Source organism: Micromonospora olivasterospora (genome assembly GCF_007830265.1).
Classification (GTDB): Bacteria; Actinomycetota; Actinomycetes; order Mycobacteriales; family Micromonosporaceae; genus Micromonospora; species Micromonospora olivasterospora.
Map to the genome: position 1 here is coordinate 6,046,645 of NZ_VLKE01000001.1, position 22,446 is coordinate 6,069,090.

Genomic DNA, 22,446 nt, shown 5'->3' on the forward strand with positions numbered 1-22,446 from the left:
TAGACCCTGCCGAAGGTGCTGCGGGACAACCCCGAGGTGGACCGGTTGCGCCAGCTCGCCCAGTGGCTGGATCGGCACGCCGCCGAGTGCCTGGCCCGGGTCGACGCCTGGGTGGTGTCCTCGCTGCCGGTGCCGACCGGGCTGCTGGCCCGGGTCTGGCCGGACCCGGCCTGGCAGGGCGCGCTGCGCGACCTCGTGGTGCTCGGGGACGACCCGGCCGAGCCGGGTTTCCTGCGGGACGTCACCGACGCCGGTGACCTGCGCGTGGTCAACCTCGACGGGGAGACCGTCCGGCTCTCGCCGGCCAGCGCCACGCTGCCCCACCCGGTACGCCTGCCCGACCTGGCCGACCTGCGCGAGTTCGCCGACGAACTGGACGTCACCCAGCGGATCGAGCAACTGCACCGGGGCACCTGGGGCAAACCCACCGACCTGAGGGACCGGGACACCACCGTCACCGACTTCCGCGGCACCACCGTCCCCAACCGGCTGGCCGCCCGGGCCGCCACGCTCGGCTTCCGGGTCTCCGGCTCCCAGGTCACGTGCCCGGTCTGGGAGGCCGGCCGCACGGTCGAGGCCGCCCTGCGGTTCGACGAGGACTACTGGGACTCCGAGGCGACCCTGGGCACCCTCTCCTGGCCGCTCGTGGACGGGCCGACGCTGCGGTTGATTAAGGTCGGGCCCGTGGCCTGGTCGGAAGGAATGCGAATGGCGACGGCCCTGTCCGGCGCCGTGACCGGAACGGGGAGAAAGGCGTGACCGGGAGGACGACGATGCCGGGCGAGGATTCGGCCGGGAGCCTGCTGGCCGCCGGTGCGGTGCTGCCGACCGGCACCGCCGGGGCCGCCGACCGGGCGGTGCCGCTCACCGCCCGCACCTACCGGCACCCGGCCCTCGACGACCGGCCGGTGGTCCGCCTGGTCGACGCCGCCCTCGGCGAGGGCGAGGACATCGCGGCGGGGTTTCTCGGCCTGACACCGGGTGCCGAGCCGGCCGTCGTCGGGCTGGGCCCGCGCCGTCCGCTGGCGTTTCCCGAGTGGGTGCTGGTACACCACCCGGCCGACGGCCGGCACGCGTTGGCGGTGGTGCCGGAGCTGCAGAAGCTGGCCAAGCAGGCACGGTCCCGGCCGAAGGCCGCCCTGGACGGGCACCAGGCCGTCGCCGACCGGTTCGCCCGTACGCTCCCCCACCTCCTGCCGACGTTCTTCGAGCGGGCGGCGCGGGTGTTCCTGGCCGCCGGGCAGGACACGTACGCGACGCAACTGTTCAACAGGGCGCGCAAGGCCGAGGCGCAGCACGGCCTGCCGATCGACCTGAACCGGCTGGACGAGGTCTACCTCAGGTTCGCGTCGGCCAAGGTGGTGTCCGCGACCGCGCTGGCCGGCTACGCGAAGGAGCTGTCCGCCCGGTTGCCGGCCGCCGAGGCGCTGGACCGGTTCTGCCGGCTGGCACTGCGGGCCGCGGCCGCTGGAGTGGTTCCGTCCGCGCAGTCGGCCTCCGCGGTGAACCGGCTGGTCCGGGCGGCAACCAGGGCCGCCGGCAGGACCGGCGCCGCTGCCGTCGCCGATCGTGAGCCTGCCTACCTGACCGAGCTGCTCCGGTTGCCGGTCGCCGCCGAGGCGCCGGCCGGCTGGTGGAAGGCGCACCTGCCGGCGGTGACGGCGCTGGCCGGCCGCGACCCGGCGATCCGGCGATCCGGCGATCCGGCGATCCGGCGATCCGGGGCAGCCTGCTCGACCTGATGCCCACCGACCGGAACAACCTGGCCCCGTGGCTGATCCTGCTGAGCGACACCGGTGCGCTCGCCGGGCTGTCCGAGCCGGACGTGCCCGACGCGGCCCGCCCGCAGGACGGCTCCGTCGGCTGGCTGCGCCGCTTCGTGACCCGGGCCAACTCCGGCCACCACCACCGGCGCCGGGTGCCGGAGCTGTACCCACTCGTCGAGCGGATGGCCGACCGGCTGCGCGCCGAACTGGCCGTCGGCGGCGAGACCCTCGCCGCCGACGGCGACCTGGACCTGCTCGACCTGCTGCTCGCCCTCGACCTGCCGGTGACCCCGACGAAGGAGCGCGACGTTCTGGACCTTGCGCACTGGGTCAAGGTCGAGGGAGAGCGGGATCTGCTCGCGGTGGCCGCCGACGACCGGTTCACCGCGGCCCTGCACCGGGGGCTCGACCAGCTCGACGACCAGCACGCCGCCCTGCGCCGGATGGTCGGGACGCCGGGCATCCGGCCGTTGCTGACCGACTGGCTGCGGGCCCGGATCCGCGACCGGTTCGCCGCCGGGCTGCCCTACCTGCCGGAGTCGGTGGACTGGCTGGGCAAACGTCCGGTCGAGGCGCTACGCCTGTTGACGGGCTCGCCGAACCAGCGGGAGAGGTGGTCGTCCAGGTCCTGCTGATCGTCGCCGATCCAGGCGACGTGGCCGTCGGGGCGTAGCAGGACGCACGGAGCATCCAGTACCGCAGTGGGATCCGCGAGGTAATCGACCCGGTCTGACCAGCCATCGACGGTCAGGCGTTCGGTGCGGTCCAGCAGCAGGCCGCGGCCGCGGTGCAGCAGACCGTAGAGGTGGCCCTGTTCCATGTCGATGTCGCGCAGCCGCCGACCGAGCAGGTCGGGGCCTTCCCCCAGGTCGTAGCGGAGGTCGATCGCGGTGATCTTCTCAATCAGATAGCGGTTCACCTCGTCGAAGTCCATCAGTTCGGTGAGCAACCTGCGCACGGCCTGCGGGCCCGGTTCGGTGGACAGCAGTTCCATCTGGGCCCGGGTGTTGTCCAGCACGTCCTCGGCGACCGGATGACGTTCGGCCTGGTAGGTGTCCAGCAGGGTCGCCGGCGCCCAGCCGCGGATCTGTGCGGCCAGTTTCCAACCGAGGTTGAATGCGTCCTGTACGCCCAGGTTGAGGCCCTGCCCGCCGATGGGCGGATGGACGTGTGCCGCGTCGCCGGCCAGCAGCACCCGCCCGACCCGATAACGCTCGGCCAGCCGTGTGGCATCGCCGAAGCGGGACAACCAGCGCGGGGAGTGCACGCCGAAATCGGTTCCGGCGATGGCGCGCAGCTGTTGCTTGAAGTCCTCGAGGGTGGGTGGTTCCGCGCGATCGCTGACTCCCGCGGCGGGAACTACGACGCTGTATGCCCCTCCGCCGAAGGACCTGAGCCAGAATCGCTTGTTGGTCGCGCCGATTTCGGTCACCCTCGCGGCGATCTCCTCCTGCGGCACACCCACTTCCATCTCACCCATCAGCGTCTCGGTCCGGGAGGGCTCGCCGGGGAAGCCGACGCCGAGCAGCTTGCGCACCGTGCTGCGCCCGCCGTCACAGCCGACGAGATAACGTGAACGCAGCTGTTCCCCGTCGGCCAGCTCGACGGTCACACCCTCGTCGTCCTGCTCGAAATCGGCCACCGCACAACCACGCCGGACGTGCGCGCCCAGTTCGATCGCATGTTCTTCGAGCAGGCGTTCGATGACCGGCTGCGGGATGCCCAGCAGATAGGCGTGCGCGGAATCCAGGCCCTTGGGCGCGGGTTTGTCGATGGCGGCGAAGAAGCCGCCGGCCGGACGCTGTCTTCCGCGTTCGAGAATGCGATCCAGCAGGCCGCGCATTGCCATCAGCTCGATACTGCGAACATGCAGACCGACTATGCGGACGAACGACTTGGGCTCGGTCTCCTTCTCCAGGACGAGTACCCGCACATCGTGCAGCCGCAGTTCGGCGGCCAGTGTCGCACCCGTCGGCCCGCACCCGGCAATGATCACGTCGAACATGAGGGGCGCACGATCGGCGTCGGAGACCGGCGATGGGAGTCCGGGGACGTCGCCCACGGTGGAGTCGCGCTCGGCCGTATCGTTCGACGACGGCTCGGCGGTGAACGGCAGGGAGTGCATAGGTGTGGCCTTTCGGGAGTGCCCTGTTGGCGAGGCGCTCCCGGCGACACCTACGTCAATCGCCCGACCGTGACGGGAAGGCGGAGCACCCACATCGATACGGCGTTCATGGGTCTCACCTCCTCGGGCGGTGTCACGGGCAACCCGCAAGCTACAAGCCCGAGCATCATCCCGTCCAGTCCTTTCCCAGCCACATGATCACGACTCCGAACGGGCCCGTGCGACGGCGACGCTGATCGGGTTTGCCACCACCAGGGCGTGGCTGTTCTTTCCCCTTCGCGCGGTGGTCGCCGGGGGCCGCCAGGCGCCGCCGTGCGGCGCGGTGGGGAGAACCGGGTCGTGGGTGCGCAACTTCCGCATGCCGTGGCAGTGGCTCCCACCCGCCGGCTGACCAGGGAGAACCCCTGGCCCGACGACTCCGGCACCTGGCGCGTATCGGGACCATCCGGCGCATCCGTGACGGGCCCGTCCCCTTGCTCACGTCGATTGGCGCCGGGGGCTTGACAATCCCTCTGAGCAGGCGAAGGATCCACGCAACCGGTTGCGCAACCGGTTGCGAGATGACGCCAGGAGGACGACGTGACCACCGGTTCACCGCCGACGATCTACCAGGTCGCCCAGGCGGTCGGCGTTTCCGCCTCTACCGTGAGTCGGGTGCTGGCCGGCGCGAACGGCATCGCGCCGGAGACCAAGGCGCGCGTCCTGGCGGCGGCGGACCAGCTGGGCTACCGGCGCAACAGCCTGGCCAGCGATCTTGCCCGCCGGGCGTCGAACACCGTCGCGGTACTGCTGCCGGACATCTCGAACCCGTTCTTCTCCAGTCTCGTCAAGGAGATCCAGATCCTGGCCGAGCGGTCGGGGTTGGCGGTCCTGCTGTGCAGCACCCGGGACGACGAGCGGATCGAGCAGCGGAACCTCGACGTACTGCTGTCCAAGAAGATCAAACACGTACTGGTGATGGGGCTGCGGGCCGATTCCGGGGAGGTCCAGGCGTACGAGGACGCCGGCCTGCGGTTCATCGCGCTCGACCGGGCGGTCCCGTCCACCCACGCGGTGCGGATCCACTCGGACAACTTCGCCGGCGCGCGGGCGGTGACGGAGCATCTGATCGAGCTGGGGCACCGGCGGATCGCGCACCTGCGCGGTCCGGAGTTCTGCGACGTCGCGCTGGAGCGGTACGAGGGTTACCGGGCGGCGCTGAAGGCGCACAGGATCCGCTACGACCGGCGGCTGGTGGTCACCAGCACCTTCGACGAGGCGGGTGGCCGCGCGGCGCTGGACACGCTGGTCCGACGGGCGGCGCCCTTCACCGCGGTCTTCGCCTCGAACGACCTCATCGCGATCGGCGTGCACTGCGCGGCGCGCGACCACGGCCTGCGGATCCCGCGGGACTTCTCGCTGGCGGGCTTCGACGACGTGCCGGTGGCGTCGTACACCACTCCGGGGATCACGACGGTGCGACAGGACGTGCGGGCGATCGCGGCAGCGGCGATGGACGCCGTGCGGTCGGGATCGCCGACCGATCCGCGGGAGGTGTGCATTCCGGTGGAACTGCGGATACGCGACTCCACCGCCGCTCCGGCGACCTGACGGTCAACAAACAGCTGAATTCAGGAAATAGGGAGTTGGATACTGCCATGAATTGGCGTGCCGGAAAAAAGATCATATTTTCGGTCCCGTTGCTGGCCGTGCTGGCCACGACGGCGTGCCTCGGTCCCGTCTCCGGCGGCGACAGCGGGAGCGGGGGTGACGTCACCCTCCAGTTCGTCGGCGGCCAGCCCGACGGCTACTACGACAAGGCGATCGCGGCGTTCGAGCAGGCGAACCCGGGCATCAAGGTGAAGTACGTGTCCAACCCGGCGAGCCAGCTCTCCCAGGTGCTGCAGGCCCGCCTCGGCGGCAAGGACAGCTCGATCGACGCGTTCACCGCGGACGAGCCGAAGATCCCCTCGATGGTCGACCGGGGCTTCCTGCTGCCGCTCGACGATCTGAAGGACGAGGCCGACAAGCAGGCCAGCCCCGAGGCGGTCCAGGCGACCACCTTCGACAGCAAGCTGTACGCCCTGCCGCTGTGGACGTCCACGATGCTGCTGTACTACAACAAGGACCTGCTGAAGAAGGCCGGCATCGCCGACCCGGCGATGGCCACGGACAAGCGCCTCAACTGGGAACAGCTCACCGCCGACGCCAAGAAGGCCCAGGCCGCCGGCGCCCAGTACGGTTTCGCCTTCGAACAGCCCGGCCGCTACTACCAGCTGGAGCCGCTGATCGTCTCGGCCGGCGGCGGCACCGGGCTGTCCGGTGACAAGAACCTCACCCCGGCGATCCAGGACCAGGGCTGGAAGAAGGCGCTGACCTTCTACCAGGGGCTGTTCAGCCAGGGCATCACCCCGAAGGGCATCCAGTACACCCAGCTGCCCGCGCTCTTCGCCAACGGCAAGATCGCGTACTTCCTGGCGAACACCCCGTCCGTCGCGACCTTCAAGAAGAACGCCGACCTGAAGTTCGGCGTCGCGCCGTCGCCGACCTTCGCGGGCGGCAAGCCGGCGACCCCGACCGACTCGTGGGCCCTCGCCGTCAGCCCGTACTCGAAGCACCAGGCCGAAGCCAAGAAGTTCATCTCGTTCCTGACCCTGAACGACGAGGGCGCCGTGCTCTCCGGTCAGGACATCGCCCGGATCCCGGCCAACAACCACGCGTACGCCGCCTGGGCCAAGCTCATCGACAGCGCCGGGCCCGAACTGGCCGGCACCTCGCAGCTGATCGCCGACGAGCTGTCGCAGACCGCGGTGAAGCGCCCCTCCAGCGTCGGATACACCGATTTCGAGGCCGTGGTGAACAAGATGATCGACAACATCGGCAACGGTGCGAACGTCGACAGCGCACTCGCCGACGGTCAGGCGCAGCTGGTCAACACTCTGGGACGGTTCGGGAAATGACGACGTCCGTCACGCCCGCCGGCGCGCCCCCCAGGCGCGCCGGCGGGCCGGCCGCCGCAGGCGTCCCGTGCGGAAGATCGGCGGTACGGGCCTCGCCGCGTTCCTGATGCTCGGGCCGGCGCTGGTCGCGATCCTGTTCTTCCGGCTCGTACCGGCGGTCGAGGCCATCCGGACCAGCCTGTCCGACCCGCAGGGGGCGTTCGCCAGCTACGCCCGGGTCTTCGCCGACCCGGCGTTCCTCGCCTCGGTACGACAGACCCTGCTGTTCACGGTCCTGGTGAACCCGTTCCAGATCCTGCTGGCCCTCGGCCTGGCCGTGCTGCTCACCCAACGGCTGCCCCTGGTCGGGCTCTGGCGGACGCTGATCTTCCTGCCCGCGGCGCTCCCGCAGGTGGTCAGCGCGATCATCTGGGGCGTGATGTTCCGCCCGGACGGGCCGCTCAACGCGGTGCTGAGCGCGCTGGGCCTGCCGCACCAACCGTTCCTCACCTCGAAGTTCCAGGCCCTGCCCGGGATCATCATCCTGGTCTCGTGGGTGGGCGTGGGGTACTGGATGATGTTCCTCGTCGCCGGCCTGAAGGACATCCCCGGCGACACGCTGGAGGCGGCGAAGATCGACGGGGCCGGGCCGCTCCGCACGTTCTTCCGGGTGACCCTGCCTCAGCTGAAGCGGCCGCTGCTGTTCGTGCTGGTCGCCGACACGATCGCCAACTTCCTGGTGTTCGCGCCGGTCGAGACCCTGACCGCCGGCGGCCCGGACCACTCCACGAACCTGATCATGTTCGACATCTACGAACGGGCCTACGTCACCGGTGACCTGCCGGCGGCGTCGGCGGAGACCTTCATCCTGCTGTGCATCATCCTCGCGGTGGTCTCGATCCAGTTCAAACTGCTTCCCTCGGAGGACTGACATGTCGACCGGAGACCAACGTCAGGCGAGGTCGGGGAGCCGGCTGAAGCGTGGCGTCCTGCTGGCCCTGGCGATCGGCGCGACGCTCTACTCCGTGATTCCGCTGTGGTTCGCGCTGGTCAGCTCGGTGCGCCCGGAAGGGGACATCTTCCGTTACCTCTCCCCCCTGTCGATCAAGTCGATCTGGCCGACCACGTTGACCGGGTCCAGCTTCCGGACCCTGATGGACACCGGATTCGCCTCGCCGGTGGTGAACTCCGTCATCGTCGCGCTGTTCACCATCGTCATCGGGCTGATCCTCTGCTCCGCGGCGGCCTTCGCGCTCGGCGTACTGCAGTTCCGGGGGCAGAAGTTCCTGTTCGGGCTCACCCTCGTGGGCTTCCTCATGCCCTTCGACGCGCTGGCGATCCCGCTCAGCCAGGTCCTCTCCGGTGCCGGGTTCCAGAACACCTACGACGGGTTGATCCTGCCGGCGGTCGGCAACGGGCTGGCGATCTTCGCGCTGCGGCAGTTCTTCCGGAACATCCCGCGCGAGCTGCTGGAGGCCGCACAGATGGACGGGTACGGCTGGTGGCGGATCCTGTTCCGGATCTACCTGCCACTGTCCAAGCCCGCGCTGATCAGTGCCGCGCTCATCCTGTTCGTCTTCCAGTGGCACGCGTTCCTGTGGCCGCTGCTGATCGCGCCGGACCCGGCGATCCAGGTCGCCCCGGTGGCCATCGCGCAGTTCTCCCAGGAGACGTTCGTGGACTTCGGCGCGATCTTCGCGGGCACGGTCATCACCGCGGCGATCCCGCTCTGCCTGCTGCTCTACGCGCAGAAGTACTTCGTGGCGTCGATCGCCGGAACCGGAGTGAAGTAATGACACAGCAACCGTGGTCCGGGGTCTTCCCGTACCTGCCCACACCGCTGGACGCCGACGGCACGGTACGCCGGGCGGCGCTGGCCGACGTCGTCGAGCGTTGCCTCGCCGCCGGCGTACACGGGCTGACCCCGTTGGGCAGCAGCGGCGAACTGCCCTACCTGACCGGCGACCAGCGGCTGGCGGTGATCGAGGGCACCGTCGCCGCCGCCGGGGGCCGGGTCCCGGTCGTACCCGGGGTCGGGGGTTTCGACACCGCGTCCGTGGTGCGGGGCGCACGCGAGGCGGTGGCCGCCGGCAGCGACGGCATCCTGCTGGTGATCCTCGCCTACTTCCCGCTGCGGCCGGCGGAGATCCTCGGCATGATCGGCGCGGTCGCCGCCGCCGTGGACGTGCCGGTGGTGCTCTACCACCATCCGCATCTCACCCACGTCGAGTTCTCCGCGGACGTCATCGCGGCGGCACACCGCGACCACGGCGTGCACCACGTCAAGGACGCCTCCGGGCGGATCACCAACGTGGCCCGGTGGCTGGATGCCACCTCGGGCGGGATCCGGTACTTCTCCGCGACGGCCGTACCCCCCACCGCCGCGATGCTGTCCGGAGCGTGCGGCTGGATGTCCGGTCCGGCGGCCGCCTTCCCCGCCGAGTCGGTGGAGATCTACGACCTCGCCGTCCGGGGTGAGTGGACGGCGGCGCAGGCGAGGGAACACCGGCTCGACTCCGCGCTGAACGTGTTCCGCACTCTCGGACCCGGCCGCGGCGTCAAGGGACTCTTCGCCGCGCTGGGGATCGACGTGGGTCAGCCCGTACCGCCGCTCGCGCCGCTCGGCCCGGCCGAGGTGGCCCTGATCCGCGACGACCTGGCCCGGCTGACGGAACAGGGGACGGCGTGATGGCGGAGACCGTGACCGCTCGGCGCCGGATCGTGCTGGACTGCGACACGGGCCTCGACGACACCCTGACACTGATCTTCCTGTCCGGACGGCCCGACGTGGAACTGGTGGCGGTGGGCTCGGTGCACGGCAACGTCTCGGCCGTGCAGGGGGCGCACAACTCCGCCGCCGTGCTGAAGGCCCTCGGCCGTCCGGACGTGCCGGTGACCGTCGGGGCCCGGCGCCCGCTGGCCCAGCCGGTGCAGTACAGCGCCCGGGTGCACGGCTCCGACGGCCTGGGCGAAATCCCCATCGACCGGGAGGTGCGGGTACGCTCCGACAGCTCCGCCGCCGAGCAGCTCGTCCAGCTCGCCCGGCGGTACCCGGGCGAGCTGGAGATCGTCGCCGTCGGGCCGCTCACCAACATCGCGCTGGCGCTCATGATCGAGCCGGACCTGCCGAGCCTGATCGCCGGAATCTCGGTGATGGGCGGCGCGGTGACCGTACCCGGGAACAACACCCCCTGGGCCGAGTCCAACATCGCGCACGACCCCGAGGCCGCGAGCCTGGTCTTCTCGGCCGGCTGGCGGCGCTGCGTGCTGGCCGGGCTGGACGTCACCCTCACCACCTGGCTGCGGCCGGCGGAGCTGGCCGCGATCGACGGCCTGGCCACCCCCGGTGGCCGGCTCGCCCAGCAGATCATCAGGAGGTTCTCCGCGTACTTCTCGGTGGCCTACGGGCGGCAGAGCTGTCCCATCCACGACCCGACGGCCGCGATCCTGCTGCTGCACCCCGAGTACGGTCAGTACCAGCCGTGGAGCGTCCAGGTGGAGCTGGCGCGCGGCTTGACCCGGGGAGCGACGCTGGCCGATCGGCGACCGTTCGTCGCCGGCAAGCCGGAGCCTCCGCACCCGCCGATCGAGGTCGCGACCGGGCTGAACGTCGACGCGCTGCTGGAGTGTTTCGTGGCGGGGATCCGGGCCGCCGGCACCGCGCCGGGGCAGCAGACGGAGAAGGAGGCGCGCGGTGAGTGACCTCCTGGTCGTGGGCAGCGTCAACCTGGACGAGGTCTATCCGGTGCCGGAGTTGCCGATCCGGGGCGAGACGGTGCTGGCGGCGTCGTCGCGCTCGCGGCACTCCGGCGGCAAGGGGGGCAACCAGGCGGTCGCCGCGGCCACCCGGACCGGGGTGGCGTTCGTCGGAGCCGTCGGCGACGACGAGGTCGGCGAGTTCCTGCGGGCGGACCTGACCGCCGCCGGTGTCGACACCACCCACCTCGTGGTCAAGCCCGCGGCGTCGGGGACGGCGGTGGTGATCGTCGAGCAGGGCTCGGGCGACAACTCGATCGTTGTCGACCAGGGCGCGAACCTGCTGCTGGACACCGCCGACGTCCCGCCCGGCCCGCTGGCGACGGCCCGGGTCGTCCTCCTGCAACTGGAGATCCCGCTGAAGACGGCCCGCGCGGTCGCCGAGCGGGCCGCCGGGCTCGTGGTGCTCAACCCCGCGCCGATGGTCGATGGGGTGGTCGAGCTGCTGGACCGGGTCGACGTGCTGGTGCCGAACGAGTTCGAGCTGCGCAGCCTGCTCGGCCGGGACGCGCTGATCGCTCCGGACGAGGCCGCCGCCGCGGTGCGGGAGGCCCCCGGGTACGGCGACGTGGTCGCGACCTTCGGCGGCGCTGGCGCCTACGTGTACGAGCGCACGCGCGACCTCGTCACGCACATCGCCCCGCCGGCGGTGCGGGTACTGGACACGACGGGTGCGGGCGACTGCCTGTGCGGGGTGCTGGCCGCCGAGCTCGCGGCCGGGGCGGAGCTCGTCGCGGCGGCGGAGACCGCGGTCTGCGTGGCCAGCCTGTCCACCACCCGGTCGGGGGCCCGGTGGACCCGGCCCGTCGACGACGCGGAGCTGGACACGCTCCGATCCACGGTGCGGCGGACCGTCATTGCGAGGTGACCGGCCGGTCGCTGCCCTGGAAACTCTCGTCGTTGCGATGCGCGACGCGGCGATGAAGTCGGCGGTTGGGGAGACCCCGTCTGGCATGTCGTCTCGGCCGGCCTCAGGGTGTCGTGAGGATGACGAGTTGCTGGGTCGCTCGGGTCATCGCGACATAACGGTCGACCGCTCCCTCGATGCCCGTGCCGAACGCCTCGGGGTCGACGAGGACCACCAGGTCGAACTCGAGTCCCTTAGCCAGCTCCGGGGTCAACGAGCGGACGCGGGACGTCGACTGGAACGTGGGGTCGCCGATGACGCAGGCGGCTCCCTCGGCGTGCGCGGCGAGCCAGCCGTCGAGGATCGAGCCCAGGTCCGACACGGATCCGTGTACGACGGGCACGTCGTTGCTGCGGATGGAGGTCGGCACGTTGGCGTCCGGCAGGACGGCCCGGATGACCGGCTCGGCCTCCGCCATGATCTCTCTCGGCGTGCGGTAGTTGATGGTCAGCGAGGCCAGGTTGATGCGGCCGAGCCCGATCCGCTCGAGCCGCTCCTGCCAGGACTCGGTGAACCCGTGTCTGGCCTGGGCGCGGTCCCCGACGATGGTGAAGCTCCGGGACGGGCAGCGGAGCAGCAGCATCTGCCACTCCGCGTCGGTCAGTTCCTGAGCCTCGTCCACGACGATGTGCGCGAACGGGCCGGCGAGCCGGTCCGGATCGACGCCGGGCAGCGCCGTCTCGTCGACCAGGGCGTCGTGGAAGTCCTCGCCACGAAGCATCGTCACGAGGCCCACACCGTATTCGTCGTCGACGGCCTCGATCAGGTCGTCCACGACCCTGGTCATGCGCGCGCGTTCGACGGCGACGGCGGCCTCGTGCCGGCGCTTACGCCCTGACGCCTCCGGGTCGCCGAGCCGCTGCCGCGCCGCGTCCAGGAGCGGCAGGTCGGACACCGTCCAGGCCTGGGCGTCGCCGCGCTGTAGCTTCCGGACCTCGTCGGCGCTGAGCCACGGGGCGCACTTTCGCAGGTAGGCGGGCACGGACCACAGGTCTCCGACGAGGTCGGCCGCGTCGAGCAACGGCCAGGCGCGGTTGAAGGTCGCGCGCAGTTCCCGGTTTCGCAGCAGCGACCTGCGGACCAGGTCGTCCGGCTCGTCGCCGTCGTACCGGTCCAGCAGGATCGTGAGTAGTTCCGCCCAGATCTCGTCACGCGCCTCGTTGTGCGGGGTACCGGGCCCCGGCGCCTCGAACGCCTCGGCCCAGTCGTCGGCGCTCAGCCGAATGTCGGAGTCGTCGGTCGTGACGGTCATCCCCTTGGCCGGTGGCTCCTCGTAGAACCTGACGGCCGCCTCGATCGCCCTGACCAGGTCCGCGGACGACTTCAGCAGGGCCACGTCCGGGTCGGTCTCGATCGCTGCCGTGGCGCCCTCGGGGACGAGGTCGCGCAGGGTGCAGATCTGCACGTCCTCCTCGCCGAGGCTGGGGAGGACGTCGGCGACGTAGGTCAGGTAGGGCTGGTGCGGGCCGACGAACAGCACGCCGCCCCGGCGGGGACCGAGACGGGGCTCGGAGTAGAGGAGGTACGCGGTGCGGTGCAGGGCGACGACGGTCTTCCCCGTACCCGGACCGCCGTCGACGACGAGAGCGCCACGGGATCCCGCGCGGATGATCGCGTCCTGGTCGGCCTGGATGGTGCCGAGCACATCCCGCATCCGGTGCGACCGGGTGCCGCCCAGGCTGGCGATGAAGGCGGACTGGTCGTCCAGCGCGGCGTGCCCTTCGAACCCGTCCTCGGTGAACACCTCGTCCCAGTAGTCGCTGATCCGGCCGCGGGTCCAGCGGTACCTGCGGCGGCTCGCCAGGCCCATCGGGTTGGCGTGGGTCGCTCCGAAGAACGGCTCGGCCGCGGGGGAACGCCAGTCGAGCAGCAGCCGACGACCCGCGCCGTCCGTCAGGCCGAATCGTCCGACGTACACGGGCTCGGGATCGTCCGCGTTGACCATGCGCCCGAGGCACAGATCCAGACCGAAGCGGCGCAGGGCGCGCAGGCGAACGGTCAACCGGTGGATCTCCATGTCCCGGTCCAGCGCCTGCTGGCCCGTGCCGCCAGGCGCCTTGCGCTCGGTGTCGAGCCGGTCGGACAGGTCGGCGATCGACTGCTCGAGGCTCTCCGCGATGGCTGCGAAATGCCGCTCGTCGCCGGCGATCAGCCTCGGGTCGGCCTTGGGAGAGAGGTGGTCGGGAAGGTCGAACGCGCTGCTGGTCAGCGGGTTCACGGCATCAGCTCCGATCTGGGGCCGCTCGCAACCGGTGCGCGCGGCGAGGCGTTCTCGGTCCTGGCTCCACGCTCCCCAGGTCCCGGCCTCGGCCAGCGATTCTGCGGCACGACCCGGGTCTTGCCGCAAGCCCCCAGGTGCGCTATATGTTGAGAGTGGCAGGGAGTAGGTGGTTCCCCTCCCTTCGTCGGCCACGGCGAAAGACAATCCCCTCGGCGGCAGGCGCCGACTCGAACGTGACCCACTCCCCCGTGTTCTCGCGAGTGCGACGTCGTGCCGGAACGCGTGCTTTCAGAAGCCTCGACAGACGCCGGCGGCAGACGACTTCGACGTCGATGCCGGGGGTGACGTTGTCCGCGGTCCAGACGGTGAGGTAGCCGTAGCCGGTCTGCCAGGGCGGGAAGTCGTGCGGCAGGTAGCGCCAGACGATGCCGGTGCGGTTGACGTACAGGATCGCGTTGAGGATCTCCCGCAGGTCGCGGGTGGCGGCGCGTCCGCCGACACCGGCGCCGGTGCGGGCCGCCGCGCGGCTGTGGTGGAGATCTTGGACAGTTGCCGTCAGCTGCTGACGAGAACTGTCCAAGATTTCGGATGTGTGGCCCTCCGTGGCAGCTCGGCACGAGTTAGCTGGTCTGCGGGTGTCGGCGTCGGTGGTGGTGAGCCGGCCGACGTGCCCGGCTGGGTGTGCGTCCGCGGCCACGGCCTGGAGTGCCGGTGTCGGGTCAGATCCGGTCGACGACGTCCGCCAGCGCGCCGGGCTCGCCGGCTACCGGCCCGGCGGGCGTGAGCAGGGTCTCGGCCATATTCCTATTGATCCGATAGGAAAAGTTGCCTACCGTGTCGCCTGTGCATCGAGTATCAAGCCACTTGATGTCGCCTGACCTCACTCCCCTCCTCTGACCTGCGCAAAGGGATCCCAATGGGCTCGTACATCTTCTTGACGCCGCGGCTCGGCCGGCGGCTGGCCACCGGGTTCGTCTCCGCCGCCCTGCTCGGGCTGACCGCCTGCGGCGGCTCCCCCGGCGGGCCGGCGGCGAGCCCCGGCACCGCCAGGACCGGGACGGTCGACCTCTCCGCCCAGGCTCAACTACAGCCCTCCTTCCCCGCCGACGAGTTGTTGCGGGCGTTGCTGCCGCAGAGCGTTCGGGACTCCGGGGTGGTACGGACGGCCACCAGCGTCGGCCTGCCCCCGGTCAACTTCCCGGGTGCGAGCTCGACGGAGGTCAAGGGCCTGAACGCGGACCTGATCCGGGCGGTGGAGCAACTGCTGGCGGTGCGGTTCCAGTCGGAGAACTACGCCAGCACGGCGTCCCAGCTCCTGGCCCTGGACTCGCGGCGGATCGACCTGACCACGTCGACCAACGGCGACACCAGGGCGTCAGGAGAAGTACGACTTCGTCGACATCCTGCTGTCCCGCAACGTGCTGATGGTCAAGGCGGGCAATCCGGCCGGCCTGAAGGCGGCGGAGGACGTCTGCGGCCGGAGGTTCGGTGAGGTCAAGGGCTCGTTCTCGGTGCTGCCGAAGCTGCAGGAGGTGTGCCGGAAGGCGGGCAGGAGCAACCCGGAGGTGTCGAGCTTCGAGGACATCCCGTCGATGCAACTGGCGCTCGTCTCCGGACGGATCGACACGTACGTGGGCAGCGACTTCAACGTGGTGTGGGACAAGTCCCAGGGCAAGCCGGTGGACTCGGTCGCCCTCCCGGAGGCGGGCACGCTGGTGCTCGGCTGGACCGTGCCCAAGGGCAACGACGGGCTGCGGGACGCGGTCCTCGGCGCGCTGCGCGAGTTGCAGAAGGACGGCTACTACGCCGAGGCGTTCGCGCGCTGGGGGGTGTCGGACAACCGGCTCGACCCCGGTGTGAACATCGGCGCCCAGGGAACCGGGTTCGACGGTTGAGCACCAACCCGTCCGGCCCGCTCGCGGGGTTCCGGATCATCGACCTCAGCCGGCTGATCGCCGACCCCTGCGCCGGCGACCTGCTCGGGGCCCTGGGCGCGGACGTGATCAAGGTGGAGGACGCCGCGGGCGATCCGATGCGCAACGCCCGATCGCGACGCGTGGCGCAGGGCCTGACCGCGCCGTCCTTCGCCGCCTACAACGCGCACAAGCGCTCCGTGGTGCTGAACCTGAAGGATCCCGAGGGGCACGCGGCCGCGTTACGGCTGTGCGACGGGGCGGACGCGGTGCTGTCGTCGTTCCGCCCCGGGGTGCTGGAGCGGCTCGGACTCGGCGCGGACGTGCTGCGGTCCCGCAACCCGCGGCTGGTGGTGGCGCGGCTGTCGGCGTTCGGCGAGTCCGGCCCGGATCGTGACCGCGGCGGGGTCGACATCGTGCTACAGGCCGAGTCGGGGCTGATGGCGATCACCGGGGAGGCGGACGGGCCGCCGATGAAGGCGGGCGCCCCCATCGTCGACGCGGCCTCGGGTTTCGTCCTGGCACTCGGCGTGGTCAGCGCCCTGCTCGGTCGCGAGCGGGGCGGGGAGCTGCGGGAGCTGACCGTGTCGATGCTCGACGTCGCGGTCGCGCTGCAGGGCCCAGCCGCTGGCGGAGTACCTGGACTCCCGGCGGGAGCCGGAACGCGTCGGCAACCGCGCACCGTACGCCGCCACATCGACGAGGTCGCCGAGTTGCTCTCGCGCAGCAGCCGCGGGGGCACCCCGGCGTCGTGGCGGCCGGCCCTGACCGGCCGGCACTGGGGCGTACACGCGGTGGACGAGGAGTTCCTGGCCGAGCAGCAGTACGCGGCCGACCTCTTCCACCGCTTCGGTGTCATCCCACGCGCGGTGACCGTCGTCGCGGCGGTGGCGGCGCGATGAGCCGGCGGCGGGATGCGGCCGTCCGCCGGGTCCGCATCCCGCCGCTGTAACCTGCCTCCGTGTCGAAGGCCGAGTCAGCCCAGCCCGACGGCAGCCCGCCGCCGCAGGACCTCCGACTGCTGTACGCGATCGGGCGCCTCGACCGGGGGATCACCAGAGAGCTGCAGCACGGGCTCAAGCCGCTCGGCCTCTCCCCACACCAGTACGTCACCCTCACCGTGCTGCGGGCCCGCAGCGGCCTCAGCAACGCACAGCTCGCCCGCCGCGCCTACGTCTCCCCCCAGGCCATGATCCAGGTTCTCGCCTCGCTGCAGGCCGACGGGCTGATCACCCGTTCCCCCTCCGGCGAGAACCAGCGGATCCTCGAGACCCGTCTCACCGACAAGGGCCGCGAGATCGCCGAGCGCTGCGACCGGATCGCCGACGAGATCGAGAACCGGATGCTCGCGGGCGTCCCGCAGAAGGACAGGAAGGCGCTCCTGGCCGCCGTCCGCGCCTGTGTCCAGCGGATCAACGCCGGTCTCCCGGGAGGCTGAGCCGACGGGCCGCGACCGGTGGCGCTCGGTCGACCTGGCGCTCGTGATCCGCTCGCCGAACCGGCGAGGATCCACCACACCCCACCGGGAGATCCGGTTGAACGTTGGTGGACACAGCACTACGGGTCGGCAGGCAGGTCGACGGTTCGGGTGGCCCAGCGGGCCATCAGCGCCGGGTCGTGGGTGATGAGCAGGACACCGGCGCCGTGCTGCCGCTGGTAGTCGGTGATGACGGCGGCGAGGTGGGCCTGGGTGGAGGCGTCGAGCATGGCGGTGGCCTCGTCGCAGAGCAGGTACGCGGGCCGGTGCACCAGCGCCCGGGCCAGGCAGGCGCGTTGCAGTTGCCCGTCGCTGACCGCGTGCGGGCGGCGGATCAGCAGGTCGGGGGTGAGTCCGACGAGGTCGGCCAGCTCCGCCGCCCGCTCCGCCGCCTCCCGCGCCGGGGTGCCGGTGGCGCGCAGTGGTTCGGCGACGATGTCGCCGAGGGTGAGCCGGGGGTCGGTGGCGGCGCGGGGGCTCTGGAACAGGATCGCGACCCGGGTGCGCAGGGCGGCGGGCAGCCGGTGGCGGACGCCGGCGACGGGCCGACCATCGAGGGTGACGTGCCCGGTGTCGGGTGCGTGCAGCAGGGCGAGGACGCGGGCGAGGGTGGACTTGCCGCTGCCGGACGGGCCGCGTAGGCCGACTGTCTCCCCGGGAGCGAGGTGCAGGTCGACGCGGTCGAGGACGCGCTGCGGGCCGTAGAAGACGGTGACCTGGTGCGCGGCGAGCGCGGGGGCGGTCATGCCGGTGCTCCGGTGGTCAGCCGGTGGTGGCAGGCGACGCGGCCGACGCCAGTTCCGCTCGAACCGGGCGGCTCGTGGCAGACGGCCGTGGCACGGTCGCAGCGCGGGGCGAACGCGCAGCCGACGGGAAGGTCGGTGAGCATGGGTGGGTGGCCGGGTACGGGCCGGAAGGCGCGCTCGGGCAGGGCGTCGAGCAGCCCGGCGGTGTAGGGGTGGGCAGGGGCGTCGAACAGAGCGTCGGCGGGTCGGTGTTCGACGATGCGGCTGGCGTACATGACGGCGATCGTGTCGGCCACCCGGCGCGCGGCGGCGAGGTCGTGGGTGATGAGCAGGACGGCCGCGCCGTTGTCGCACCGGCGGCGCAGCAGGTCGAGGGTGTGCTCGACCAGCGGCCGGTCCAGGCCGGTGGTGGGTTCGTCGGCCAGCAGCAGCGGCGGGTCGGGGGCCAGGGCGAGGGCGGTGGCCAGGCGCTGCGCCATCCCTCCGGACAGCTCGTGGGGGTACCGGTCGAGATCGGCGGCGGCGAGGCCGACGTCGGCGGCGAGCCGGTCGGCGGCGGGTGTGGCCTCGCGGCGGGTGCGGCCGTGGGCGCGCAGGGTCTCCTCCAGCAGCCGACGTCCCGTACGGACCGGGGTGAGGGCGGTGGCGGGGCTCTGCGGCACCAGCCCGATCCGGCGTCCCCGCACGGCGCGGAGCTGGCGTTCCCCGCAGCCGACCAGGTCGACCGGCTCGCCGGTGGACGGGTGCAGGCGGGCCTGGCCGGTGACGGTGGCGTTGCCGGGGAGCAGACCGAGCAGGGCGTGGGCGAGCACGGACTTGCCGCACCCGGACTCCCCCACCACCGCCAGGAGCTCTCCCGGTTGCGTCGTCAGGTGCAGGTCGGTGACCGCGTGGACCACGGCGTCGCGGAGGCGGAACCGGACGGTCAGCCCGTCCACCTCCAGCAGCGCGGGTTGGCGGCCGGTGTCGGCGACGGCCGGGACGGCCGGGGCACTGGTGGTCAAAGGTGCAGCTCCGCTCGTACGCGCGGGTCGAGGTGATCGCGCCACCGGCCGGCCAGGACGGCCAGCGCCAGGGTGACCGCGACGAGAAGGAGGCCGGGGACGATGCTGGCCCACCAGGCGCCGGTGAGCAGGGACCGCTGCCCGTCATTGATCATGTTGCCGATCGACGCCAGGTGCGGGGGCAGGCCGAGGCCGAGGAAGGACAGGGCGGTCTCGTGCCAGACCGCGTGCGGCACCATCAGCGTGGTGGCCAGGGCGAGTCGGGGCAGCACGTGCGGTAGCAGGTGTCGGGTGACCACCCGGGTGCGGCTGGCCCCGCCGGAGACGGCGGCGTCGACGAACGGGCGGGTGCGCAGGCTCAGCAGCTCGGAGCGGACGATGCGGGCGGTGGACAGCCAGTGGGTCAGCCCGACGGACAGGATCACCGCGCCGAGGCTGGGCCGCAGCATCGCCACGACGAAGATGCCCAGCAGCAGGTGCGGCAGGGCCGCGATGGTGTCGACCACCCGCATCAGTGTCCGGTCGACCAGCCCGCCGACGGTGCCGGCGACCGCGCCGACCAGGCCGCCGATGGCGGTGGCGGCGAGCGCGGCGACCGCGCCGACGAGCAGCGAGACGCGCAGCCCGTAGAGGCTGCGGTGGGCGACGTCGCGGCCGAGGTCGTCGGTGCCGGCGAGGTGCTGCCAGGAGGGAGCGAGCCGGGTACGGGCCAGGTCCACGGCGCTCTCGTCGAGCGGCCAGACGACGGGGGCGAGCAGGCAGGCGGCGAGCACGCCGACGAGCACGGTTGCCGCGACGGCGACACCCGTGCCGCCGACGGGCCGTAGCCGCCGTCGGGTGCGGGCGGGCAGGGCGAGGTCAGTCATCGAGGCGTACCCGGGGGTCGGCGGCGGCGTAGGCGAGGTCGGTGGCCAGGTTCGCGGCCAGGACCACGACGGTGGTGGCCAGGGTGGTCGCCGCGAGCAGCGGGAAGTCACTGCCGAGGGCGGCCTGCACGGTGACCGCGCCGAGGCCGGGCAGGGAGAACACGGTTTCCACCAGCACCGCGCCGCCGACGAGTTCGGGCAGGTGGGTGCCGACCAGGGTGAGAAACGGCAGCAGCGCGGTGCGCAGGGCGTGACCGAACAGGACGGTGCGGCCGGGCAGGCCGCGCGCGCGGGCGGCGAGGACGTGGTCGTCGCGGAGGCTCTCGGCGACCGCGTCGCGGATGAACAGCACGAACCAGGGCGCCTGGGAGATCGCCAGGACGGTCACCGGCAGGACCAGGTGCCGGGCCACGTCTGCGGGATCCGTGGTGGTGGCGGTGACGTCCGTGAGCCCGCCGGCGGGCAGCCAGCCCAGCGTCAGGGCGAACACGGCGATCGCGGCCAGGCCGAGCCAGAACACCGGCATCGACTGCACCGCGTACGCGGTGGCCCGCAGGCTCCGGTCGAACCAGCCACCCCTCCGGTACGCGGCGAGCGTGCCGAGCAGCAGGCTGGCCACCAGCACCAGGGCGAGGGCGGCGCCGACGAGCAGCAGCGTCCAACCGGCGCGGGCGGTCAGCACCGAGGTGACCGGCTCGTGGCGGCTGGTCGACCAGCCCAGGTCGCCGCGGAGCAGGTTGCCCACCCAGCGGGCGTACTGCACCGGCAACGGGTCGTCGACACCCCAGTTCGCGCGGATCTGCGCGAGGTTCTCCTCGCTGGCGGTGAACGCCGCCGCGCCGGCGTACTGCATGGCGGGGTCGATGGGCGAGGCGGCACCGAGGGCGAACATTCCCGCGCTGGTGGCGGCCAGCACGGGTACGGCGACCAGCAGCCGGCGGCGGAGCACCACCCCGGCGCCGGCCAGCCTCCGTCGCCGGGCCGGAGCCTTCGCCGGGCCCGCCGTCGTCGTCCCGCCGGCCGAGGTGAACGCGGTCACGGCTGCTTCGTCCAGGTGTGGATGTTCCACCAGAGGCTGTTGGCCACGTCGTGCTCGTGCGGCTCCACCCGCGGCGTCACCCCCGCCACGGCGTCCTTCACCGCGTAGGTGTGCTGCAGGTAGGTGAGGAACACCCACGGCACGTCGGCGGCGAGCTGCTTCTGGAAGGTCGAGTACGCGGCCCTGCGGGCGGCGGGGCCGGCGTTGCCGCGGCCGGCCTGCAGCGCCTCGTCCACGACGGGAGAGTGGTAGGAGCCGGGGTTGAAGAAGCCCTGGCCGGCGAAGGCCGAGCCGAACAGCTGGTAGGAGACGAAGTCCGGGTCGTACGGGGTGCCGTAGCCCATGATCAACGCGTCGGTCTTCATTCGCGGGGTGATCGCGTCCCAGGTCAGCCCCTCCGGGGTGACCTTGATGCCGGCCTTCCTCGCGTCGGCGGTGACCGCGAGGGCGAGTTCCTTGCGCAGGCTGTCGGTGGCCGGGTACATCAGCGTGAACGCGGCCTGCCGGCCGTTCCTGACGCGGATGCCGTCCGGGCCGGGCTCCCAGCCGGCGGCATCGAGGGCGGCGGCCGCGGCCGCCGGGTCGGCGGCGGGCCTGCCTGCGACGGACGGTTCGAAGAACTCCGACGACGGCGGCACCGGACCGAACGCCGGCTCCCCCGCCCCGCCCAGCACACCGGTGACCATCGCCTGACGGTCCACGGCGAGGTGGAGTGCCCGCCGCACCGCCACGTCGGCGGTGACCGGGTTGCCCATCGGCAGCATCACCCCCCGGTAGTCGGCGGTGGGCACCCGCTGCACCCGGTAGCCGGCCTGCCTGTCGAACCCGGCAGCCAGCTTCGGCGCGAGCTCCGCCGCGTCGAACTCCCCCGCCCGCATCCGCTGGGCCCGCACGTTGTCGTCGGCGACGAACGCCACCACGACAACCGCGTTGGCCGGCTTGCCGCCCCAGTACGTGTCGTTGGCCGCGAGCACGAGCCGGTCCCCCGGCGTCCACGACGTCACCCGGTACGGGCCGGTGCCGACCGGCTTGCGGTTGAACTCGGCGGTGTTGACGTCCGCGCCGGCGAAGGCTTCCGCGGGCACGATGCCCAGCGCCAACCGCTGCAGGAACGGCGCGTAGGCGTACTTCAGGGTGAACACCACGGTCGTCGTGTCCGGCGCGGCAACCGCCGAGAGCATGTCCAGGTCCGAGCGCAGCGTGGAGTCGACCTTCGGGTCCAGCACCGCCCGGTACGTGAACACGACGTCCCGGGCCGTCAGTGGGCTGCCGTCGTGGAACAGCACCCCGTCCCGCAGCTTTGCGGTGACCGTCCGCCCATCGGTGGAGACGGTGGGCAGCTCGCGGGCCAGCGCCGGCACCAGCTGGTTGCGGGCGTCGCGGGCCACCAGACCGTCGAAGATCAGCGAACCGCCGTCGACGCCGAAATTCAGTACGGGGTTCAGGGTGTCCGGCTCACCCGCGGTCGCCACGACGAGCGTGCCGCCACCAGGCGTGGCCGCCGGGGAGGTCACTGGCGACGAGCAGCCGGCCGTGACCAGCACGGCGGCGGCCAGCGCCGTCACTCGGGTGGACAGGCGCTTACCCATGATGTGCTCCTGTGGTTGCGCGGTCACGGCCGTTCGCGCCGAGTCGACGACAACGTGCCCAACCGGTCGGGCATCCGCCGGTCGGGCCGTTCGCAACCCGGTCCTGGCGCACGCCGGTC

At 71.9% G+C, this 22,446-nt stretch carries 21 protein-coding genes and 1 pseudogene; 14 read left to right on the forward strand and 8 right to left on the reverse strand.

The features are described 5' to 3' along the window. The first annotated feature begins 15 nt into the window (after positions 1 to 15). Genes JD77_RS27605 through JD77_RS27615 form a run of 3 tightly spaced genes read left to right on the forward strand, consistent with a single transcriptional unit; the run spans position 16 to position 2,401 of the window. Positions 16 to 759 carry a DUF4132 domain-containing protein gene (locus tag JD77_RS27605; protein ID WP_211372700.1) on the forward strand — a complete coding sequence of 248 codons (744 nt, stop codon included), beginning with the start codon at positions 16 to 18 and terminating at the stop codon, positions 757 to 759. Then, a complete protein-coding gene (locus JD77_RS34870; protein ID WP_145776807.1) occupies positions 756 to 1,742 on the forward strand; it encodes a hypothetical protein in 987 nt (328 codons plus the stop codon). Before JD77_RS27605 ends, JD77_RS34870 begins: the two co-directional genes overlap by 4 nt. After that, positions 1,742 to 2,401: a hypothetical protein gene (locus tag JD77_RS27615; protein ID WP_145776808.1), complete on the forward strand. Its 660-nt coding sequence runs from the start codon at positions 1,742 to 1,744 to the stop codon at positions 2,399 to 2,401. Before JD77_RS34870 ends, JD77_RS27615 begins: the two co-directional genes overlap by 1 nt. On the opposite strand, the gene rox is transcribed toward JD77_RS27615, so the two are convergent. Continuing rightward, entirely contained in the window at positions 2,293 to 3,771 is a 1,479-nt protein-coding gene (rox, locus tag JD77_RS27620; protein ID WP_211372858.1) for a rifampin monooxygenase, read from the reverse strand. The two genes, JD77_RS27615 and rox, sit on opposite strands and share 109 nt — an antisense overlap. A 699-nt stretch (positions 3,772 to 4,470) precedes the next feature. Here rox and JD77_RS27625 point away from each other — a divergent pair. The 7 genes from JD77_RS27625 (at position 4,471) to JD77_RS27655 (ending at position 11,433) form a co-directional block, all read left to right on the forward strand. After that, on the forward strand, positions 4,471 to 5,481 hold the full coding sequence (locus JD77_RS27625; protein ID WP_145776810.1) for a LacI family DNA-binding transcriptional regulator: 1,011 nt from the start codon (positions 4,471 to 4,473) through the stop codon (positions 5,479 to 5,481). 98 nt (positions 5,482 to 5,579) lie between these two features. Then, entirely contained in the window at positions 5,580 to 6,830 is a 1,251-nt protein-coding gene (locus tag JD77_RS27630; protein WP_170286560.1) for an ABC transporter substrate-binding protein, read from the forward strand. Between the two features lie 67 nt (positions 6,831 to 6,897). Beyond that, positions 6,898 to 7,740, forward strand: coding sequence for a carbohydrate ABC transporter permease (locus tag JD77_RS27635; RefSeq protein ID WP_211372702.1), 843 nt, complete (start codon positions 6,898 to 6,900; stop codon positions 7,738 to 7,740). A gap of 1 nt (position 7,741) precedes the next feature. Next, positions 7,742 to 8,602 (forward strand): carbohydrate ABC transporter permease, encoded by an 861-nt coding sequence (locus JD77_RS27640; protein ID WP_145776813.1) that lies wholly within the window; start codon positions 7,742 to 7,744, stop codon positions 8,600 to 8,602. After that, positions 8,602 to 9,498, forward strand: a complete 897-nt coding sequence (locus JD77_RS27645; RefSeq protein ID WP_145776814.1) for a dihydrodipicolinate synthase family protein — start codon at positions 8,602 to 8,604, stop codon at positions 9,496 to 9,498. The genes JD77_RS27640 and JD77_RS27645 overlap by 1 nt, the downstream gene beginning before the upstream one ends. Next, positions 9,498 to 10,511: a nucleoside hydrolase gene (locus JD77_RS27650; protein WP_145776815.1), complete on the forward strand. Its 1,014-nt coding sequence runs from the start codon at positions 9,498 to 9,500 to the stop codon at positions 10,509 to 10,511. Before JD77_RS27645 ends, JD77_RS27650 begins: the two co-directional genes overlap by 1 nt. After that, the gene (locus tag JD77_RS27655) at positions 10,504 to 11,433 is read left to right on the forward strand and encodes a ribokinase (protein WP_145776816.1); all 930 of its coding nucleotides are present in this window, start codon (positions 10,504 to 10,506) and stop codon (positions 11,431 to 11,433) included. The genes JD77_RS27650 and JD77_RS27655 overlap by 8 nt, the downstream gene beginning before the upstream one ends. A 103-nt stretch (positions 11,434 to 11,536) precedes the next feature. On the opposite strand, the gene helR is transcribed toward JD77_RS27655, so the two are convergent. Continuing rightward, positions 11,537 to 13,681, reverse strand: coding sequence for an RNA polymerase recycling motor ATPase HelR (gene helR, locus JD77_RS27660; protein WP_211372859.1), 2,145 nt, complete (start codon positions 13,679 to 13,681; stop codon positions 11,537 to 11,539). 393 nt (positions 13,682 to 14,074) lie between these two features. Further along, positions 14,075 to 14,186 (reverse strand): annotated as a pseudogene (locus JD77_RS35715) (transposase); the annotation flags it as partial. Between the two features lie 423 nt (positions 14,187 to 14,609). Here JD77_RS35715 and JD77_RS27670 point away from each other — a divergent pair. The 4 genes from JD77_RS27670 to JD77_RS27685 are packed head-to-tail and all read left to right on the forward strand — an operon-like array spanning position 14,610 to position 17,044. Continuing rightward, positions 14,610 to 15,185, forward strand: a complete 576-nt coding sequence (locus JD77_RS27670) for a type 2 periplasmic-binding domain-containing protein (RefSeq protein ID WP_145776818.1) — start codon at positions 14,610 to 14,612, stop codon at positions 15,183 to 15,185. Then, a complete protein-coding gene (locus JD77_RS27675; RefSeq protein WP_246141028.1) occupies positions 15,112 to 15,588 on the forward strand; it encodes a type 2 periplasmic-binding domain-containing protein in 477 nt (158 codons plus the stop codon). Before JD77_RS27670 ends, JD77_RS27675 begins: the two co-directional genes overlap by 74 nt. Next, positions 15,585 to 16,508, forward strand: coding sequence for a CoA transferase (locus tag JD77_RS27680; protein ID WP_170286561.1), 924 nt, complete (start codon positions 15,585 to 15,587; stop codon positions 16,506 to 16,508). The genes JD77_RS27675 and JD77_RS27680 overlap by 4 nt, the downstream gene beginning before the upstream one ends. A gap of 59 nt (positions 16,509 to 16,567) precedes the next feature. Then, a complete protein-coding gene (locus JD77_RS27685; protein WP_145776821.1) occupies positions 16,568 to 17,044 on the forward strand; it encodes a MarR family winged helix-turn-helix transcriptional regulator in 477 nt (158 codons plus the stop codon). A 119-nt stretch (positions 17,045 to 17,163) separates the two neighbouring features. On the opposite strand, the gene JD77_RS27690 is transcribed toward JD77_RS27685, so the two are convergent. The 5 genes from JD77_RS27690 to JD77_RS27710 are packed head-to-tail and all read right to left on the reverse strand — an operon-like array spanning position 17,164 to position 22,327. Continuing rightward, positions 17,164 to 17,829 (reverse strand): ABC transporter ATP-binding protein, encoded by a 666-nt coding sequence (locus JD77_RS27690; protein ID WP_145776822.1) that lies wholly within the window; start codon positions 17,827 to 17,829, stop codon positions 17,164 to 17,166. Beyond that, a complete protein-coding gene (locus tag JD77_RS27695) occupies positions 17,826 to 18,833 on the reverse strand; it encodes an ABC transporter ATP-binding protein (RefSeq protein WP_145776823.1) in 1,008 nt (335 codons plus the stop codon). The genes JD77_RS27690 and JD77_RS27695 overlap by 4 nt, the downstream gene beginning before the upstream one ends. Next, a complete protein-coding gene (locus tag JD77_RS27700) occupies positions 18,830 to 19,699 on the reverse strand; it encodes an ABC transporter permease (protein WP_145776824.1) in 870 nt (289 codons plus the stop codon). Before JD77_RS27700 ends, JD77_RS27695 begins: the two co-directional genes overlap by 4 nt. Further along, entirely contained in the window at positions 19,692 to 20,738 is a 1,047-nt protein-coding gene (locus tag JD77_RS27705) for an ABC transporter permease (protein ID WP_145776825.1), read from the reverse strand. The genes JD77_RS27700 and JD77_RS27705 overlap by 8 nt, the downstream gene beginning before the upstream one ends. Continuing rightward, positions 20,735 to 22,327 carry an ABC transporter substrate-binding protein gene (locus tag JD77_RS27710; protein ID WP_145776826.1) on the reverse strand — a complete coding sequence of 531 codons (1,593 nt, stop codon included), beginning with the start codon at positions 22,325 to 22,327 and terminating at the stop codon, positions 20,735 to 20,737. Before JD77_RS27710 ends, JD77_RS27705 begins: the two co-directional genes overlap by 4 nt. Positions 22,328 to 22,446: the final 119 nt, after the last annotated feature.

Coding starts and splice junctions, on each gene's coding strand:
- JD77_RS27690 (WP_145776822.1), bottom strand. CDS start 17,829: ATGACCGCCCCCGCGCTCGCCGCGCACCAGGTCACCGTCTTCTACGGC.
- JD77_RS27670 (WP_145776818.1), top strand. CDS start 14,610: ATGGGCTCGTACATCTTCTTGACGCCGCGGCTCGGCCGGCGGCTGGCC.
- JD77_RS27645 (WP_145776814.1), top strand. CDS start 8,602: ATGACACAGCAACCGTGGTCCGGGGTCTTCCCGTACCTGCCCACACCG.
- JD77_RS27615 (WP_145776808.1), top strand. CDS start 1,742: ATGCCCACCGACCGGAACAACCTGGCCCCGTGGCTGATCCTGCTGAGC.
- JD77_RS27650 (WP_145776815.1), top strand. CDS start 9,498: ATGGCGGAGACCGTGACCGCTCGGCGCCGGATCGTGCTGGACTGCGAC.
- JD77_RS27710 (WP_145776826.1), bottom strand. CDS start 22,327: ATGGGTAAGCGCCTGTCCACCCGAGTGACGGCGCTGGCCGCCGCCGTG.
- JD77_RS27640 (WP_145776813.1), top strand. CDS start 7,742: ATGTCGACCGGAGACCAACGTCAGGCGAGGTCGGGGAGCCGGCTGAAG.
- JD77_RS27700 (WP_145776824.1), bottom strand. CDS start 19,699: ATGACTGACCTCGCCCTGCCCGCCCGCACCCGACGGCGGCTACGGCCC.
- rox (WP_211372858.1), bottom strand. CDS start 3,771: ATGTTCGACGTGATCATTGCCGGGTGCGGGCCGACGGGTGCGACACTG.